This window comes from Acinetobacter sp. YH12043 (assembly GCF_013419915.1).
Taxonomy (GTDB): Bacteria; Pseudomonadota; Gammaproteobacteria; order Pseudomonadales; family Moraxellaceae; genus Acinetobacter.
Genome location: NZ_VOZD01000004.1, coordinates 79,279 through 98,178 on the forward strand (window position 1 = coordinate 79,279; position 18,900 = coordinate 98,178).

General features: G+C 43.8%; 17 protein-coding genes. 11 read left to right on the forward strand and 6 right to left on the reverse strand.

Annotated features, from left to right (window positions below):
* Window positions 1–2: 2 nt before the first annotated feature.
* A complete protein-coding gene (locus FTU01_RS03185; protein WP_180138108.1) occupies window positions 3–1,979 on the reverse strand; it encodes a MacB family efflux pump subunit in 1,977 nt (658 codons plus the stop codon).
* A gap of 2 nt (window positions 1,980–1,981) precedes the next feature.
* Window positions 1,982–3,355, reverse strand: coding sequence for a MacA family efflux pump subunit (locus FTU01_RS03190; RefSeq protein WP_180031508.1), 1,374 nt, complete (start codon window positions 3,353–3,355; stop codon window positions 1,982–1,984).
* A gap of 599 nt (window positions 3,356–3,954) precedes the next feature.
* Between FTU01_RS03190 and FTU01_RS03195 the strand changes: the two genes are divergently transcribed.
* Window positions 3,955–4,404 carry a bacteriohemerythrin gene (locus FTU01_RS03195; RefSeq protein WP_166136355.1) on the forward strand — a complete coding sequence of 150 codons (450 nt, stop codon included), beginning with the start codon at window positions 3,955–3,957 and terminating at the stop codon, window positions 4,402–4,404.
* Here FTU01_RS03195 and holA read toward each other — a convergent pair.
* The 4 genes from holA to FTU01_RS03215 form a co-directional block, all read right to left on the reverse strand.
* On the reverse strand, window positions 4,401–5,399 hold the full coding sequence (holA, locus tag FTU01_RS03200; RefSeq protein WP_180138110.1) for a DNA polymerase III subunit delta: 999 nt from the start codon (window positions 5,397–5,399) through the stop codon (window positions 4,401–4,403). The genes FTU01_RS03195 and holA overlap by 4 nt on opposite strands.
* A 9-nt stretch (window positions 5,400–5,408) precedes the next feature.
* The gene (lptE, locus tag FTU01_RS03205) at window positions 5,409–5,942 is read right to left on the reverse strand and encodes an LPS assembly lipoprotein LptE (RefSeq protein WP_166136360.1); all 534 of its coding nucleotides are present in this window, start codon (window positions 5,940–5,942) and stop codon (window positions 5,409–5,411) included.
* Between the two features lie 277 nt (window positions 5,943–6,219).
* A complete protein-coding gene (gene leuS / locus FTU01_RS03210) occupies window positions 6,220–8,856 on the reverse strand; it encodes a leucine--tRNA ligase (protein ID WP_180138112.1) in 2,637 nt (878 codons plus the stop codon).
* A gap of 122 nt (window positions 8,857–8,978) precedes the next feature.
* Window positions 8,979–9,329 carry a DUF4124 domain-containing protein gene (locus tag FTU01_RS03215; protein WP_034703208.1) on the reverse strand — a complete coding sequence of 117 codons (351 nt, stop codon included), beginning with the start codon at window positions 9,327–9,329 and terminating at the stop codon, window positions 8,979–8,981.
* Window positions 9,330–10,010: 681 nt separating this feature from the next.
* On the opposite strand from FTU01_RS03215, the gene FTU01_RS03220 reads away from it, so the two are divergent.
* From FTU01_RS03220 to FTU01_RS03265, 10 genes are all read left to right on the forward strand, one after another.
* Entirely contained in the window at window positions 10,011–11,738 is a 1,728-nt protein-coding gene (locus FTU01_RS03220) for an acetolactate synthase 3 large subunit (RefSeq protein ID WP_004782089.1), read from the forward strand.
* Window positions 11,735–12,226, forward strand: coding sequence for an acetolactate synthase small subunit (gene ilvN, locus FTU01_RS03225; RefSeq protein WP_004782091.1), 492 nt, complete (start codon window positions 11,735–11,737; stop codon window positions 12,224–12,226). Before FTU01_RS03220 ends, ilvN begins: the two co-directional genes overlap by 4 nt.
* Before the next feature lie 106 nt (window positions 12,227–12,332).
* Window positions 12,333–13,349 (forward strand): ketol-acid reductoisomerase, encoded by a 1,017-nt coding sequence (gene ilvC, locus FTU01_RS03230; protein ID WP_005232140.1) that lies wholly within the window; start codon window positions 12,333–12,335, stop codon window positions 13,347–13,349.
* 279 nt (window positions 13,350–13,628) lie between these two features.
* On the forward strand, window positions 13,629–13,919 hold the full coding sequence (locus tag FTU01_RS03235) for a hypothetical protein (RefSeq protein WP_180138114.1): 291 nt from the start codon (window positions 13,629–13,631) through the stop codon (window positions 13,917–13,919).
* A gap of 648 nt (window positions 13,920–14,567) precedes the next feature.
* Window positions 14,568–15,119: a phosphatase PAP2 family protein gene (locus tag FTU01_RS03240; RefSeq protein ID WP_004782094.1), complete on the forward strand. Its 552-nt coding sequence runs from the start codon at window positions 14,568–14,570 to the stop codon at window positions 15,117–15,119.
* An 88-nt stretch (window positions 15,120–15,207) separates the two neighbouring features.
* Window positions 15,208–15,408: a Fe-S cluster assembly protein IscX gene (iscX, locus tag FTU01_RS03245; protein WP_180031516.1), complete on the forward strand. Its 201-nt coding sequence runs from the start codon at window positions 15,208–15,210 to the stop codon at window positions 15,406–15,408.
* A 110-nt stretch (window positions 15,409–15,518) separates the two neighbouring features.
* Window positions 15,519–15,950: a nucleoside-diphosphate kinase gene (ndk, locus tag FTU01_RS03250; protein ID WP_004782097.1), complete on the forward strand. Its 432-nt coding sequence runs from the start codon at window positions 15,519–15,521 to the stop codon at window positions 15,948–15,950.
* A gap of 121 nt (window positions 15,951–16,071) precedes the next feature.
* Window positions 16,072–17,307, forward strand: coding sequence for a 23S rRNA (adenine(2503)-C(2))-methyltransferase RlmN (gene rlmN, locus FTU01_RS03255; protein ID WP_180138116.1), 1,236 nt, complete (start codon window positions 16,072–16,074; stop codon window positions 17,305–17,307).
* A 41-nt stretch (window positions 17,308–17,348) separates the two neighbouring features.
* Window positions 17,349–18,122, forward strand: coding sequence for a type IV pilus biogenesis/stability protein PilW (pilW, locus tag FTU01_RS03260; protein ID WP_373684723.1), 774 nt, complete (start codon window positions 17,349–17,351; stop codon window positions 18,120–18,122).
* The gene (locus FTU01_RS03265) at window positions 18,113–18,898 is read left to right on the forward strand and encodes a helix-turn-helix domain-containing protein (protein ID WP_179992375.1); all 786 of its coding nucleotides are present in this window, start codon (window positions 18,113–18,115) and stop codon (window positions 18,896–18,898) included. The genes pilW and FTU01_RS03265 overlap by 10 nt, the downstream gene beginning before the upstream one ends.
* Window positions 18,899–18,900: the final 2 nt, after the last annotated feature.

An 18,900-nucleotide genomic window follows, 5' to 3' on the forward strand; every position in this document is an offset into this window, starting at 1 on the left:
CCTTATTCTCGAGAAAGTGCATCGACCGGATTCAAACGGGCTGCATTACGTGCCGGGATAAAGCCAAACACAATACCGATCAGGCTTGAGCAGACAAAGGCCGCGACAATCGATGTGGTCGAGTATGCCATCTGGAAGGTTCCTCCAGCAAAATGCGTAATCAGCTGACCGATACCGAGTGACAGCAATACGCCTAAGATACCGCCCAGAATACAAACCAGAACAGCTTCAATCAGGAACTGCTGCAGAATGTCACTTTGGCGCGCACCGACCGCCATCCGTACTCCGATTTCCTGAGTACGTTCAGTCACGGAAACCAGCATAATATTCATTACCCCGATCCCACCGACAACCAGTGAAATCACTGCAATTGCCGAGATCAGCAAGGTCATGGTCTGGGTCGTTTGCTGAATCGTTTCACGGATACTGTCTGCGTTTTGCGTAAACACATCCTGCGCACCGTGGCGTTGGACCAGTAGATTTAAAATGGCATTTTCCGCGGCTGCACTTGGATATTCATCCTTAATACGCACAATGATCTGACGCACATTCGGTTGACCCAGCATACGGCTCATGACGGTAGAGTAGGGTAGATAGACATTCAGGCTATCATTATTCCCCATCATGCCTTTTTGCGCATCAATGACGCCAATCACCCGGCTCGGTACACTGCCTAAGAGCAGTACCTGACCGACAGGATTGGTGCCATCTGCAAAGAAAGTATTTTGGGTGTTGGTATCAATCACCACATCCTGCGCCTGTTCAATGATACTTTCTTTATCAAATGGCTGACCTGATTTAAAGGTCATACCTTTGACATAGAAGAAGTCTTCACTAACGCCGTTGACAGTGGTCGATGCTTCGATCTCTTTGAAGCGTCCAGTCACACTGCTGTTGACCGATGGGCTGACCCCATCCACATAAGGCTGTTCTGCCAGTGCATCGGCATCAGCGGGAATTAGCGTCTTAGATTGGGAGGATCGTGAATTATCCCCGAAGCCCCGGCCTTGGAATACGGTAATGGTATTGGTCCCGAGACTGCTGATATTTTCCAGAATCTGCTTTTGTGAACCATTACCCAGCGCAACGACTGAAACAACCGACGCGATCCCGATAATAATCCCGAGCATGGTCAGGAAGGTTCGCATCCGGTGTGCATTCATGGCCAATAAAGCCATACGGAAAGCTTCACCGAGACGGTCTACCGCGGAACGCCAGCTCGAGATTTTCTTCTGTTCATTTCGAACCAGATTTTCTTTCTCGAAACCATCATCAACTTCAGGGACATTTGGTTTATCTGAAATAATATTCCCGTCTGAAATCTCGATAATGCGCGTCGCATTTTTTGCCACATTATGATCGTGCGTGACCAGAATAATGGTATGACCTTTGGCATTCAGCTCACGCAGAATCCGCATCACTTCAATACCGCTATTCTTATCCAGTGCACCAGTCGGTTCATCAGCAAGAATCACGTCACCGCCATTCATCAGGGCACGGGCAATCGAAACACGCTGCTGCTGACCACCAGACAATTGACTCGGACGGTTCTGAGTTTTTTCACCCAAGCCCAAATCAGTCAGTAATTTGACAGCACGTTCGTGACGGGTATCTGAATCTGCACCGGCATAAATTGCAGGAACTTCGACGTTACCTGCCGCACTTAAATCACTGAGCAGATGATAACGCTGGAAAATAAAGCCGAAATATTCACGACGTAACTGCGCTAGTTCATCAGCTTCAAGTTCGCGGGTTTCACGGCCTTTAACTTTATAGCTGCCCTTGGTCGGCTTATCCAGACAGCCCAGAATATTCATCAGGGTGGATTTACCCGAACCGGACTGACCGACAATGGCGACCAGTTCGCCCGGATAAATCTCCAGATTGACCCCTTTTAAAATCTGGACCGTGCTTTCACCCGCAGGGAATTCACGAACCAGATTCTTGACCTCGAGTAGAGGTTGCTGTTGTTGATTCATGCTTACATTCTCATTGGGCCGGCGCCACCAGGACCACGGCCACTGCCGCCACGTTTAGCACCGTCATTAGAAGTATCAGAGCCATCTGCAATCACAACCTGATCACCACGTTTCAAGCCTTTGATCACTTGTGCGGTTACACGGTTATTCAGACCAATCAGGACAGGGGTTGGTTTTGCTGTTCCGTCTGCCTGCAATACACGAACCATGGCACGCTGAGCTTTACCTTGTTCAACCAGGGCACGTTCAGCATCAGAAAGTTCTAAGCGAGGAGGGCGGTCACCTGCCGGACGTTTACTATCGCCACGGGCTTGATCCTGACCTTCACCACGTGCAGATGGGTCAACGGCACCGCGAGAGCCTTCACCACGATTCGGACGTTGTGGACGGTTTGAACCTTGAATGGCAGCCGCCGGAACAGTCAGTACATTTCGTGCTTCATCAAGAACGATATAGACTTGCGCCGTCATATCAATACGCAGCTTGCCATCTTCATTCGGTACATCAAACAGGGCGTTGTAATACACTGCAGAGCCTGAAGTTGAGCTTGAAGTATTGGTTTCGGTATTAATTGAATTTGGTGCAGGTTCAACCTGACGAAGTTTGGCGTAAATTTTCTTATCAGTATTACCCAAAGTAGTGAAGTACACTGTTTGGCCTTCCTGAACTTTCATGACATCGGCTTCGGAAATCTCAGCCTTAATCGTCATGGTATCCAGTTGTGCCAGTTTCACAATCGTTGGTGCGCTTTGATTGGCGTTTACAGTCTGACCTTCTTCAGTCACGATCGCTACGATAGTTCCATCCATGGGTGCCACGATTTGGGTATAACCGAGATCTTCTTTCGCGGTTGCCAAGGTTAAACGTGACTGCTCAATCTGTGCATTAATCGCAGTGATATCTGCCTGAGCGGTTTTGTAGCTGGCTAATGCAGATTCCAGTTCTGAACGCGAGGTTGCATCTTGGGCATACATGGCTTGCTGACGCTTATACTCGGCTTCCACCTTGGCAAGGTTGGCCTGTTTCACGGCAAGCTGTGCCATCTGGTTTTTAATGCTGGCTTCAGCAGTCTTTAAATCATTTTCCTGACGAACAGAGTCAATTCGGGCAATTAGCTGGCCTTGTTTGACCTGATCACCGAGTTGCACATACATTTTTTTAACCTGACCCGAAACCTGAGCACCGACACTGACCATTTTGGTGGCTTCAAGTACACCAGTTGCTAGTACCGAATTTTCAATATCCCCTTGGGTCACTTCAGCTGTAATGTATTGTGGCTGCTGCTCTTTTGGTTTCAGAAAATACCAGGCAGTGACTGCCATCAGGATGGCAATTACAATCGCCATAATGAGTTTCGTAGGTTTTATTTTTGGCATATGGATTCAGATTCGGGTCGTAGGATAACAGTTGATTATAAAAGCGAAATTAGGATAAAACGTGAATTTTTTTTATTTAAAATGAGAACTATTTTCCACTGCCTGGTTTAAAAAAGCATATAAGATAAAACCTGATTTTATATAAAGGATTCATTGACCTACTCCTATTGGAATCATCTTTTTTAGGTGAAATTTTATACGATTTAGCTATCCAAAAAATATTGATCATATGATGAATTAATTAAAACTTCATGGGAGTATAAAGTACTTCTCAGACATACTGCATGCAAAAACCTGGCCACTAAACTGCTGGTAAAAATACGCCATAATGCTGCTCAATATCATGGAAGTTTTTAATGATATTTGTTGTAAAAATAATTCTGCGCTAAAGCCAACCTCTTTCATTTTTAATCTAATTTTTCGAACGATGTGTTCTACTAAAATTTAAAAAATCTATGTTTTACATATAGATTTAAGCAAATAAAGTTTGTAACATCTAATTCCATAAAAAAAATATGGGTTTATTCATTAAGAGAATATGATCATTTAATGAGCGGAAAATAATACGACTTTACTAAGAAAATTAATGAGGTTCATAGATGGAATGGAATGAAAGTTACAATATTGGGATTGAGGTGATTGATCATCAACATCGCCAGATTCTGGACTATATAAATGCCTTAGAGCAGGTCAAAAGTACCGGAGATCGCGATAAAATCCGGGAGGTTTTAGACGATTTAATTGACTATACCCAGTCACATTTCAGCTTTGAAGAAAACCTGCTGGAACAGGTGAGTTATCAATATTTGCCTTCACATCGCGGCATACATGAATTATTTGTCAAAAAATTAAATGATTATCGTCTGAAGTTTGAGCAAGGTCAGTCCATTGAAAAAGATTTATATCGTCTTCTGTCCAAATGGCTCATCAACCATATTCAGCACGATGATCAGGATTATGTAGAAGCAGTACGGGACAATATGCTGAGCTACCTGCGAACGCAGGAGAAGAAAAAAGGCAAAGGCTGGTTTGCGCGTTTCTTTAGTTAGGCACTCGGAGATGCAAACAAGCTTTGACCGCACATTTCAGCAATGGCCTGCAAGATCAGATGTTCAGGGTTCTCTCTGGACATCCCTTTGATTGCAGCATCGATCCGGATCAAAAGCTGAGGCCAGCTTAAAAAGCGCTGTGGACTTAAACGACGCAAGGCTTGCTGATATAAGCTCACTTTAGTCTTCCAGATACCGATTTGTAAGGCATTTTGTGGCTGTTCAAATAATTGCATCAATAGACGCATTTCTTTGCTGATACTCCACAAAATCAGGCTGATCGGTTCACCTGAGGCAATCAGATACTGAAAGATCTTAATTGATTGTGCCAAATTCCCATTGAGCAAGGCATCACTCAGATCATAGGTGCTGTAACGGGACTGATCCTGCAAGCAGGCATATAGATGGTCAATCTGGATAATATCTACTTCAGCAAAGGTATCTGCTACGCGCATCAGGCTATTTTTGGCTGCCAGCAAATTGTGCTCATGATGCTGCTCTAGCCATTGCCAGGCGTCATTGGCCAGCTTAATTCCCAGTTTTTCCGCTTCAATTCCGAGGATCTGTTGACGATCTTTTGGGTAGTTGGCCACTAGCGATACATTTACGCCATTGGCATCAATGGTCTGGAAAAAGCTGGATTTCAGGCTGCTGGCATCCTGTTTCGGCATGACCACCAACAGCAGGTTATCACTGTCCTGCTGCAGATAGCTTTTTAACAGTTTGAGACCGCTGGCATCCGGTTTGATATTGCCATGCACTTCAATTGCCAGTTGGCTAGAAAATAATGACAGGCTGTTTAAAGCATTGAAGACATTTTTCCAGTCAGAGGCAGAGCTAATATCATAACGCTGGCGTTCAACTTCACGGCTTTGCCAGCTGCTACGAAAGGCATCTACCAGATTCTGTTCCAGCAAAGGCTCCTGACCATGTAACACCCAGGCACCGCGAGCTTCATTGACACGTTTTAATGCCTGGAGGTAGTCAAGTTTCATTGGGTCGTCTTATTGGGCTGGTTGAGTCGAAGTTTCTGGTTTTGCCAATGGCAAACGATTCGATGAAATTTGACGCGCAATTTGCTGTGCAATGTCATCAATAATGACTTGGTTTAAATATTTTTGTTCCTGGTCATCAGTGTTGACGGTTTCAATATCATATTGATAGGTACGAGTTGCTACCACAGTACGTGGTTCAGTCACCGGATTGCCTTGTGCATCTTCGATTCGGAAAGTCACATTCAGACGCAATAAGGTTTCCACCAGTTTGCCATTCAATTCTAAACGGCGAGGGGTGTAATCTAGGACACGTAAGACATAAGCATCAGGTGCATTACTCAGCTGTACTCCAGCAGCACCCAGGTAAACAGCCAGTTTTTCCTGAAGATCTTCAGTATTGTCAGGGAGGGCCAGACTCATGACTGAGTAAGCTACAGGTGCGGAACTCGGATTGGTTCCTTTTAAATGAAAGCCACAGCCGACGAGGCCTGCACTTAGACCACAAGTTAAAACAATTGCTGCTAAACGTTTGCCTAAATGCATGAGTATCCTCTTTTCCCTTGGGGAAATATTTGAAATCCTGAACCGGATTGTAAAGTCAAAGCCCGTTGGCTGGCAACGGGCTTTGTTTGGAATTGTTTTTTAATCCCTCCCTACCTCCCTTTAAAAAAGGGAGGAGAACCCATTTTTTATATATGGACGGGAATTCCCCTCTTTATTAAAGAGGGGTTAGGGGAGATTAAATCCCTCCAAACCTCCCTTTCTTGCGCTTCAATATAAAGCAGTGCTTTATATCTTGCTCAAGGAGGCTTCAAGGAAATTAAACCACCAAGTTCACTAACTTATTCGGCACCACAATTTCTTTCTTGGTTGGACCAGTCAAGAATTGCTGAACTTCTGGCAATGCTTTGGCTTGAGCAAGAATGTCATCTTTCGATGCATCCACAGACACTTCAAGTTTGCCACGAAGCTTACCGTTCACTTGAACCACAATCGTTTGGGTATTACGAGTCAATGCAGATTCATCCACTTGTGGGAACTGTGCTTGAGTTAACTCGATTCCAAACTGAGCCAATAAAGTCTGGCTTAAGTGCGGTGCAAATGGAGCAAGCAATGTAAGAAGCGTAGTGGTCGATTCACGAGCTACAGCAACGTCATTATCATCTTTCGCTTCAAATTTGTTGTTCGCATTTAACAGTTCCATCATCGCTGCAATGGCAGTGTTGAATGCATGACGACGTTCGATATCATCACCCACTTTCTGGATGGTTTCGTGAGTCTTACGGCGTAAATCTTGCGCAGCTGTAGAGAGTTTCGCTTTATTAAACTCAGTCGCGGTATTACCTTTTTCAAGGAAACCGGTTGCCAAACGCCATACACGTTTCAGGAAGCGGTTTGCGCCTTCAACACCGGCATCAGACCATTCAAGTGATTGATCAGGTGGTGCAGCAAACATCATGAACACACGTGCAGTATCTGCGCCGTATTGGTCAATAATCGCTTGCGGGTCGATACCGTTGTTTTTCGATTTCGACATTTTTTCCTGACCGCCAACGATGACATCTTGACCATCACCTTTGTATTTCGCAGAAGTGATGCGACCTTTCTCATCACGCTCAAGTTCGATGTCGGCAGGGTTGAACCAGGTTTTCTTGCCTGATTCAGATTCGCGGTAATAAGTATCCGCAAGCACCATACCTTGAGTGAGCAAGTTAGTGAACGGCTCGTTACCTTGTACCACGCCTTCGTCACGCATCAATTTGTGGAAGAAACGTGCATAGAGCAAGTGCAGAATCGCGTGTTCAACACCACCGATGTATTGGTTTACAGGAAGCCAAGTTTGACCTGCTTCAGGTTTTACCATGCCATCAGTAAAGTCTGGAGATGCATAACGTGCATAGTACCAAGATGATTCTACGAAGGTGTCGAGCGTATCTGTTTCACGACGTGCATCGCCACCACAGCAAGGACAAGTGGTTTCGTAGAATTCAGGCATCTTGTTCAGTGGGTTACCTGAACCGTCTGGAACAACGTCAGTCGGAAGTACCACAGGAAGTTGATCTTCAGGTACCGGCACTTGACCACATTTGTCACAGTTGATCATTGGAATTGGACAACCCCAATAACGCTGACGAGATACACCCCAGTCACGTAGACGGAATTGAACTTTTACATTCGCAAGACCTTGTGGTTCAAGTTTCGCCAAGAATGCATCAAATGCGCCTTGAAAGTCTAAACCGTCAAATTCGCCTGAATTAACCAGTTTACCGTCTTTAGAGCCGTACCATTCTTGCCATTGAGTTGCGTCAAAGTCTGTATCTTCTGCACCTTTGGCATCAATGACTTGCTTGATGGTTAAGCCATATTTGTTGGCAAATTCGAAGTCACGTTCATCGTGTGAAGGCACTGCCATCACCGCACCTGAACCGTAAGACATCAGTACGTAGTTTGCGATCCAGACTGGAACTTCTTCACCTGTGACAGGGTGTTTTACAGAAAGGCCTGTTGCCATGCCTTTCTTCTCGGCAGTCGCAAGATCCGCTTCTGCCACAGAACCCATACGGCATTCTTCGATGAATGCTTGAAGTTCAGGATTGCCTGCTTCTGATTGGAGGGCAGCTGCTTTTAGCGCCATTGGATGTTCTGCTGCCACAGCAACATAGGTCACACCCATCAATGTGTCGGCACGCGTGGTAAATACAGTTAAACCGTCTGCATACACGTCTGGATTCGCTGAAGGGAAGGTGATTTCCATACCTTGTGAGCGACCAATCCAGTTGCGTTGCATGGTCAGGACTTGTTGTGGCCAGCCGTCTTTTAATGTTTCAAGATCGTCCAGTAATTCTTGCGCATAATCAGTGATGCGGAAGTAGTACATTGGAATATCACGTTTCTCAACCAATGCACCTGAACGCCAGCCGCGACCATTTTCAACCTGTTCATTGGCAAGAACTGTTTGGTCTACTGGGTCCCAGTTGACTGTAGAAAGTTTACGGTAGATCAGGCCTTTTTTATAAAGCTGAACGAATAGCCATTGTTCCCAGCGATAGTATTCTGGTGTGCAGGTTGCGAATTCACGATCCCAATCTACAGACAGGCCAAGTTTCTTCAACTGATTACGCATGTAATCAATATTTTCGAAAGTCCATTTTGCAGGAGCGACCTGGTGTGCAATTGCAGCGTTTTCCGCAGGAAGACCGAAAGCATCCCAACCCATGGGTTGTAATACAGTTTCACCTTTTAAACGGTGAAAGCGGCTGATCACGTCACCAATGGTATAGTTACGCACATGACCCATATGCAGTTTGCCACTTGGGTAAGGGAACATCGAGAGGATATAACGACGTGGACCTTCTACAGTGTCGGCAACTTTAAAGGCTTTGCGAGATTCCCAGTCCTGCTGGACTTGAGGTTCAATCGCACTGGCTTGATATTCTGAGTCAATGTGAGTAGTCATATACGTAATACAAGAGAACGGTTAAAAAAAATATAAGGCACAGCATAGCGCAAAATGCACCTAAAAGTGAATTTTGCGGATGGTATTCTGCAGGAAAAATCTAAATTGGCAGACGAGTATGATTAGAAGGCTACACGCTCAGACTGACCACGTTGTAAAGCTTCATTGGCTTCACGCTGTTGCTGCTCATTTTCAGAAACGACAGGCACAGGTGCAGATGAGTTTGAGTTACCCGTTTCGGTCCGGTTCTCATTTTCGGTTGTTCTTGCTGGAGTAGGCGCGGAATTGGTCCAGCCATAGGTTTCTACTTTGCTTTTGTGCTTGGCATTTTTAGGAGGCGGGGTTTTAGTGTAGTGAGTCACGCCTTTGGCATCGACCCATTTATAATATTCAATCGCTAAAGCAGAGCTGCTTGCTACACCTAAAACAAACGTAGTGGCAAAACTTAATGCGGTCAGGAAAGATCTTTTCATGAGTAAAAGTCCTGAAAATTTCAAGCGGTTAAATAGGGTTGTTATTGTAGAGAATTTTTTGCCATAAGATGATTTTTAATTCAATTAATTTTGTGATCAGTAGTGATCTTAATGTTTTGAGCTGATACCTAAAAAGAGTAATTTTATATAAAAAGAAATTTATTTATAAATAGTTGCATTGAATTTCTTAAAAATTCATTCAATTTTTTTATATAAGACATATTAAAAATTTATAAAATTAAAGTTTTAAGTATATGAAATTTATTAATTTAAATTAGAATTTTAAAGCTAAAAACCAGAGTTAAAGTCGAAATTGCCTGTAAAAGCAGCAAATTTTAGACGTATAAACAATAATAGCCTGTTTTTTAAACTTGACTTTAAAGGCTGAAAACACAAGAATGCAGCAATAGTTTTATATGCCTTAGATCGATCACCCTTCGAATAAGTGTCATGTCATGCAATGGGCAATTTTTCTAGCCGAAAAATTGAACAAAGCGAACAAAATATGTTTACCCCAACATGTTTTAGATCTTGTATTGCTCGAACAGCAGGTAGATCGGATTTTTATTCCTATTGCTTTGAAAACTATGAAATTTGTGTGCTATAACAGTGCAGACAGTTAATGAATGAACACTGCAAATGCCTCCCATTTGTGCAGTGAATAATATAGGGTGAATCACGTTGGAACTTTTATCTGGTGGTGAAATGCTCGTTCGCGCATTAGCGGATGAAGGCGTTGAACATGTTTTTGGATATCCAGGCGGCGCAGTACTGCATATTTATGATGCGCTATTTCAACAAGACAAAATTAATCATTACCTCGTACGTCACGAACAAGCTGCCGGCCACATGGCGGATGCTTACTCACGCGTAACAGGTAAAACTGGTGTTGTGCTGGTCACTTCTGGCCCAGGCGCGACCAATACCGTTACTCCAATTGCAACGGCTTATATGGATTCCATTCCAATGGTGATCCTGTCTGGTCAGGTTGCAAGCCATTTGATCGGTGAGGATGCGTTCCAAGAAACTGATATGGTCGGTATTTCTCGCCCAATCGTGAAGCACAGCTTCCAGGTTCGCCATGCCAGCGAAATTCCTTCAATTATCAAAAAAGCATTCTATATCGCGTCATCTGGCCGTCCAGGTCCAGTCGTAGTTGATATTCCTAAAGATGCAACCAACCCGGCAGAGAAATTTGCTTACGAATATCCTGAAAAAGTGAAGATGCGTTCGTATCAACCACCATATCGTGGTCACTCAGGTCAAATCCGTAAAGCGATTGATGAACTGATTCATGCGAAACGCCCAGTCATTTACTCAGGCGGCGGCGTGGTTCAGGGCAATGCTTCAGCACAATTAACTGAGCTTGCACATCTATTGGGTTACCCGGTTACCAATACCCTGATGGGCCTTGGCGCATTCCCAGGCGATGATCCACAATTCATCGGCATGTTGGGTATGCACGGAACTTACGAAGCCAACATGACCATGCACAATGCAGACGTGATTCTGTGTGTAGGCGCACGTTTCGATGACCGTGTAACCAATAACCCGGCGAAATTCTGTCCGAATGCCAAAGTCATTCACATTGACATCGATCCGGCGACCATTTCTAAAACCATCATGGCGCACATTCCAATCGTGGGTGCAGTAGAACCTGTACTGAACGAAATGCTGAACCAGTTGAAGCAAATGAATGTGTCCAAGCCAAATCCTGAAGCGATTGCGGCATGGTGGAAACAGATTGATGAATGGCGTCAGGTTCATGGCTTGAAGTTTGATGTACCGACTGATGGTTCTATGAAGCCACAGCAAGTGGTTCGTGCTCTAGACAAAGTCACCAATGGTGAAGCGATCATCACCTCTGACGTTGGTCAGCACCAGATGTTCGGCGCGTTGCACTATCGCTACAAACGTCCTCGTCAATGGATTAACTCTGGTGGTCTAGGTACGATGGGTGTAGGTCTGCCATATGCAATGGCGGCGAAACTTGCATTCCCGGATCAGCAAGTAGTGTGTATCACCGGTGAAGCATCAATTCAGATGTGTATCCAGGAACTTTCTACCTGTAAGCAGTATGGCTTGAACGTAAAAATTTTGTGCCTGAACAACCGTGCCTTGGGTATGGTGAAACAGTGGCAGGACATGAACTACGAAGGCCGTCACTCTAGCTCTTATGTAGAGTCTTTACCTGACTTTGCAAAATTGATGGAAGCTTATGGTCATGTAGGTATTCAGATTGACCACGCAGACGAGCTTGAATCTAAGCTTGAAGAAGCGATGGCAATCAATGATAAGTGCGTATTTATTAACGTAATGGTTGACCGTACAGAACACGTATATCCAATGCTAGTTGCGGGTCAATCGATGCAGGATATGTGGTTAGCAAAAGGGGAGCGCACGAAATGAGACATATTATCTCTGTACTCGTAGAAAACGAAGCAGGCGCGCTTTCTCGCTTGGTAGGTTTGTTCTCACAACGCGGCTACAACATTGAAACATTGAACGTTGCGCCAACTGAAGACCCAACACTTTCACGTCTGACTTTGACCACGTATGGTGATGATCACAAGATCGAACAGATCACCAAACAGCTGAACAAGCTGGTAGAAGTGGTTAAAGTGGTGGATCTGTCTGAAGGTGCACACATTGAACGTGAATTGATGCTGATCAAAGTGAAAGCTTTAGGCGCAACCCGTGATGAAATCAAACGTACGACCGATATTTTCCGTGGCCAGGTGGTTGACGTAACGCCAACAACTTACACGATTCAAATCGCAGGTACGACTGAAAAAATCGACGGTTTTATTGACGCATTAGCAGAAAACACGATTTTGGAAGTGGTGCGTTCAGGCGTGTCGGGTATTGCACGCGGCGAAAAAGTACTAACCATCTAAATTTTTTAATTATTTCCTCATTCTAATAAGAAGGGGGCTTCAGGCAATGTGATCAAGGATCATTGCCTGATGAAACGGACACACAAGCATTTAAGCGGAGACAGCAATGCAAATTTTTTACGATAAAGACTGCGACTTATCTATTATCCAATCTAAGAAAGTAGCAATCATTGGTTATGGTTCACAAGGTCACGCACACGCGCTTAACCTTAAAGATTCTGGCGTTGACGTAACTGTTGGTCTACGCGCGAATTCTACTTCTTGGAAAAAAGCTGAAAACGCTGGTCTTAAAGTTGCTGAAGTTCCTGCTGCTGTAGCTCAAGCTGACGTAGTCATGATCTTGACTCCAGATGAGTTCCAAGCTCAACTTTACCGCGACGTGATCGAGCCAAACATCAAAGAAGGCGCGACTCTAGCATTTGCTCACGGTTTCTCTGTTCTTTACAACCAAGTTGTTCCACGTAAAGACCTAGACGTAATCATGGTTGCGCCTAAAGCTCCTGGTCACACTGTACGTTCTGAATACCAACGTGGTTCAGGTGTTCCTGACTTAATCGCGATCCACCAAGATGCTTCTGGTAATGCACGTAACGTAGCTCTTTCTTACGCTTCAGGTGTAGGTGGCGGCCGTACAGGTATCATCGAAACTTCTTTCCGTGAAGAAACTGAAACTGACTTATTCGGTGAGCAAGCGGTTCTTTGTGGTGGTGCTGTTGAACTGGTTAAAATGGGCTTCGAAACTCTGGTTGAAGCTGGTTATGCGCCTGAAATGGCTTACTTCGAATGTTTACACGAACTTAAACTGATCGTTGACTTGATGTTCGAAGGCGGTATCGCTGACATGAACTACTCAGTATCTAATAATGCTGAATACGGCGAATACGTAACTGGCGTTGAAGTAATTAACGAACAGTCTCGTGAAGCAATGCGTAATGCGCTTAAACGTATCCAATCTGGTGAATATGCGAAGATGTTCATCCAAGAAGGTGCATTGAACTATCCATCTATGACTGCTCGTCGTCGTCAAAACGCTGCACACGGTATCGAACAAACTGGTGCTAAATTGCGTGCAATGATGCCTTGGATCCAAGCAAACAAAATCGTTGATAAAGAGAAAAACTAATTTCTTGGATCATTTGATTTGAATGCGAAAACCCACTCACTAGAGTGGGTTTTTTTATATAGTCGAATAATAATTTAAATAAATATGAAAAGATAAGATGAAAGATCGAACTGAATTTTTAATATAGAAAATCATATCTATGTTTGGACTGAAGTAGGAGCAGGTGATCAAGAGTTTGAGCAATATGCATTCGAATTAAAAAATACCAAAACTTCATGGCAGCAAATCCAAACAATTATTTATCGTGATGTATTGTGGGGTAGTTGGCTTTCATTAAGTTTGTGGTTAGCTGTCTTAATTTTAATTTTAATTTTAATTTTAATTTTAATTTTAATTTTAATTTTAATTTTAATTTTAATTTTATTGCTTAGAGCAGCTTTGTTGGTTGACTGGGGGTTTGAAGATAAAATGTTATCTCAAAAAAATAAATCATATTCAAAAATGGCAACTATTTTACAAGTTGAATTCATTGGCATGGATCAGGTATTTAATCGGTTATTAGTTGAGCATAAGTATAGTAAAGAAATTGAAAAGGTAGATGGAGCAGACATAAAGCATCAGCAAGTTTGATAATGTAAGAAATGCTAAGCTCCCATAAATCAATTCATAAAACAGTCACACCCGAGCCCCATACTTAAAAGTATAGATAGTTATATCTCATTAACTTTTGAATGCTTGGGAATAGCTAAATTTTGAGTAAGAGCAAGGCAAGAAGCGGCTCACAGATACATTTTCACCAAAGTCTTGGGTGTTATAACTGCATTATACTCGAAGCACAATCGATCCTTCTCAGGTTTTGTTAAAGGCTAGATAATTATTCCTAAAGAATGAATTGAATGTGGTGATCCAAACTTATTTCAATAAATATCAGTACACATAAATCATCTATTAACAGTTCAGGGATAGGTCGGATTGAAAGGTTAAAAATATAGTGCAGGAGGCGATGGCCAGCGGTAGAGCAGTGATCGCTAATGATCATGGATGTACTATTTACAGGTGCAACATGATCGGATAGGTTGGCTGAGTAGGGTGGGATAGTGGCAAGAATTCATCTGTTAGGTGTCTGAATTAGGCGGTTTATAACGATTACAGAAGGATGCGGACATTAACAAACTAAAAAGGTGAATGGCGATTATCTTATGCGTCAATTTGAACAAGCTCTATTTTTCAGTCGTACCAAACCTGAAATACAGGGCATAAAACAATAAGAGCTCTACAATGAAATTTCAGAATGCAAAACTAAAATTTTTAGAAATTGATTTAAAAGGCTGTATTTATCTTAATCATTTTTCACATTCAGAACGCATTGCAGCTTTTTTCAAAATCATTAGCCGGTTGGGCAATGGCGTATTCTGGTATTTGATGCTCATTGCCGTCTGGCTGATTCAGGGCCTGATGTATACCTTACAGATTGTTTATCTGGTGTTTGGCAGTATGGTCGGAACCCTGATTTATAAACTATTAAAAACCAAAACAGTACGGCCACGTCCTTATCAGGTGCATCAGGTGATTCGGCTCTGTGAGCATCCGCTGGATCATTTTAGTTTTCCTTCGGGACATACCTTGCATGCAGTGATGGTGACCATTGTACTGGGTTATATCGTACCTTTCTTATTGTTTTTGATGCTGCCGTTTGCCATTTTAGTGGCGATCTCTCGAATGGTTTTAGGCTTGCATTATCCGAGTGATGTGGCGGTAGGAGCCATATTGGGTGCGCTGGTGGCCACCATGATTGTATTTACGGCACCTTTTTTTAATATCATGTTGTAAAAAATCACGAGATGATCCGGCAAAGACTCGCAGAATTTTGCAGATTTGCTAAAGTACTACATCACAGTAAATAGGCTTAGGAATAGACATGGGTTTACGTTGGACAGATACCCTCGATATCGCGATTGAATTATATGAAGCGTATCCAGATGTGGATCCGCAATGGGTTCGCTTTACCGACCTGCATGCCTGGGTATGTGCACTTCCTGATTTTGAAGACGATCCAACCAAATCAACCGAAGGGCTTCTGGAAGCCATTCAAATGGCATGGATTGACGAAGCACGTTAATTGCCAGTTTGAAAAAAGCAATTTTTTTACAGTTTAAAGGCAGAAAAAAGTCCATTATTCGGTATAATGCGGCAAATTTTCATTTCAACAATTGACTTAAGGAGCCAATCATGGCTATTGAACGTACATTATCTATCGTAAAACCAGACGCAGTTGCTAAAAACCACATCGGTGACATCTTTGCTCGTTTCGAAAAAGCAGGTCTTAAAATCGTTGCGACTAAAATGAAACACCTGACTCAAGCTGAAGCTGAAGGTTTCTACGCTGAGCACAAAGAACGTGGTTTCTTCGGTGACCTAGTTGCATTCATGACTTCTGGTCCAGTTGTTGTTTCAGTTCTTGAAGGCGAAAACGCTGTTCTTGCTCACCGTGACATCCTTGGCGCGACTAACCCTAAAGAAGCTGCTCCTGGTACAATCCGTGCAGACTTCGCTGTAAGCATCGACGAAAACGCTGCTCACGGTTCTGACTCTGTAGCATCTGCTGACCGCGAAATTAACTACTTCTTCGCGCAAACTGAGATTGCTCCACGTACTCGTTAATACGCAGTATTCAAACCAGATAAGTGTTATTATACTTATCTGGTTTTTTTATTCTCTGAATAATTCTTTGCTCAGATATTGAGCTTCTCCTTTCATCTTTAGACATGGTTTAGGTATACACATGAGTACTGAAGTGGTCGCTACATCAGCAGTTTCTGATGCACAGCAACAATCTCCGTCCACTCCTGCACAGCAAAATTCTGTGGAAAAAGTGAACTTACTAGGCATGTCACGTCCGCAAATGGAAAAATTCTTCGAAGATATGGGCGAGAAGAAGTTCCGTGCCGGTCAGGTGATGAAATGGATTCATCAGTATTTCGTGACTGATTTTGCCGAGATGACCAATATCTCGGGCAGGCTGCGTGAAAAACTGGAAAAGATTTGTGAAATTAAAGCGCCAGAAGTAGTGCATAAAAACTATTCCAAAGACGGTACCCGTAAATGGGTGTTCCGTGTCGGTGATGGTGATGGCTCTCTGGTTGAAACTGTCCTGATTCCGGCAGAAGACAAAACCGGCTCACGTAAGACCCTGTGTATTTCTTCACAAGTGGGCTGTGCCCTGGACTGTTCATTCTGTTCCACCGGTAAGCAAGGTTTCCAGCGTGACCTGACTCAAGCTGAAATTATTGGTCAGTTGTGGATGGCCAACTATTCCTATATGGAAGAAGTGCCTGTGGCTGAGCGCGAGCGTTCAGTGACTAACGTGGTGATGATGGGCATGGGCGAGCCATTGCTGAACTATGATGCCGTATTGAACTCAATGCGTATCATGCTGGATGATTTTGCTTATGGCATGTCTAAACGCCGCGTAACGCTTTCAACTTCAGGTGTCGTGCCGAAAATTGACCAGTTGGCGCAAGATATTGATGTGGCTTTGGCGATTTCATTACACGCAACCAATGACGAGCTGCGTAATGAACTGGTGCCAATCAACAAAAAATATCCGCTAGAGCAGCTTATTGCCGCTTGTCAGCGCTACATCACTAAAGATGGTAATGAAAGTGCGCGTAAGCATGTGACTATCGAATATGTAATGCTGGATGGCGTAAATGACAAACCTGAACATGCCCAGCAGATGATCAAGCTGCTTAAAGATCTGCCAAGCAAGATTAACCTGATTCCATTTAACCCGTTCCCGCATGCGCCATATGGCCGTTCAAGCCGTAACCGGATTATTTCTTTCCAAAAAACTTTGTCTGATGCCGGTTTTGTGTGTACGATTCGTCAGACACGTGGTGATGATATCGACGCTGCGTGTGGACAACTGGTAGGACAAGTTGCTGACCGTACCCGTCGTGCGGAACAGTGGAAAAAGAAAATTGCGCAGTCCAATGAGATTATGCGCTCACAAGGATAACAAGAGGTCGCCAATTGAGTAGTCTGACATCTAAACTTGCTTTGGTTTCAGTAGTATGTGGGTCTTTGGTTTTAACTGCGTGTCAAACGCCAGATCTGGGTCAGAAGGATCCGGAAAAAGCCACCAAGGTTCGTACTCAGTTGGCGGTTGAATATCTTAAAAACGGTGATCTGGATTCAGCCAAACGTGCGCTGGATCAGGCACTGGAAACTAATCCGCGTGATTCGCAAGCCAATATGATGATGGGGGTGCTGCTTCAGCAGGAAGGCAGCAAACCCAATCTTGAAAAAGCTGAAGGTTATTTCAAGCGTGCAATTTCGGCAGATCCAAAAAATGCCCAGGCACGAAATAACTACGGCACCTATTTATATCAGCTTGAGCGCTATAAAGATGCGATCGAGCAGTTCGAAATTGCCGGCGCAACCTTAGGTTATGACCAGCGTTTTCGTGCCCTTGAGAATATGGGACGGATTTACCTGAAACAGGGTGATCTGGTGAATGCTGAAAAATCATTCAAACAGGCACTACAGGCTAATCGCGCTTCGTATATATCAATGTTAGAGTTGGCAGAAATTTTTTATCTGAACCAGCAGTTCCCGGCCGCGACTCAAATGTATGAACAGTTTGTACGTGGTGTGGGGCAGAAAAACCAGAGTGCCCGTGCGCTCTGGATTGGCATTCGCACTGCGCGTGCCAGTGGCGATCAGTTAGGCATGCAGGTATTGGTGAATCAATTACGTGCATTGTTCCCTGAAAGCTCGGAATACCAACGTTATTTGCAATTACAGTACAGTACTGAGGCCGTATGGAAGTAAATCCTAATTCAGATTCGAATAATTCGAGCGTAGCTCCAAACGCGTTAGGAAATGTTCAGCGTCCAGGCGAGTACTTACGCAAGATTCGTATTAATCAGCAACGTGAGCTTGAAGACGTTGCCAAAGAACTCAATATTCCGGTAAAAACCCTGAATGCCTTGGAAAAGGATGATTATAAATCCTTGCCTGAAGCGACTTTTATTAAGGGTTATTACCGCACCTATGCCAAATATCTCGGTGTCGATGCTTCTAGCCTGATTCAGCGTTTTGATGAAATTTATGCCAATGATACCGGTATGGTTGCAACGCATGCTCTGAAAGATTCTCCAATCAAGATCATGGGTAAATTGCCAGGTTCAAAGCGTGATCGTAACCGCAAATGGTTAAAGCGTGGCCTGATTGCACTGGTTGTAGTACTGATCTTGGGTGCACTGGTCGCCATGATCCAGAACTGGTCAGAAAGCAGTTCAAATAATGCTGAAGTTGCTGACACTTCTTCTGATGTTGAGATTTTGAATCTGGATGCCGGTGCTGCCATGTCCGGTGATCAGCTTAAGCTTGATTTTAGCCGTCCAACCTCTGTGCATATTGTAGATGCAGGCGGTAACGTGCTGGCCACTGGCCGTCAAGCGTCTACTATAGAGCTGAGCGGTGAAGCGCCATTCCAGATCCGACTGGATGATGCGACAGCAGTATCACTCAGTTTAAATAATGAAAGTATTGCATTGTCACCTTATACGGTTAACGGAAAAGCAGATTTCCGTTTATCACGTTAATG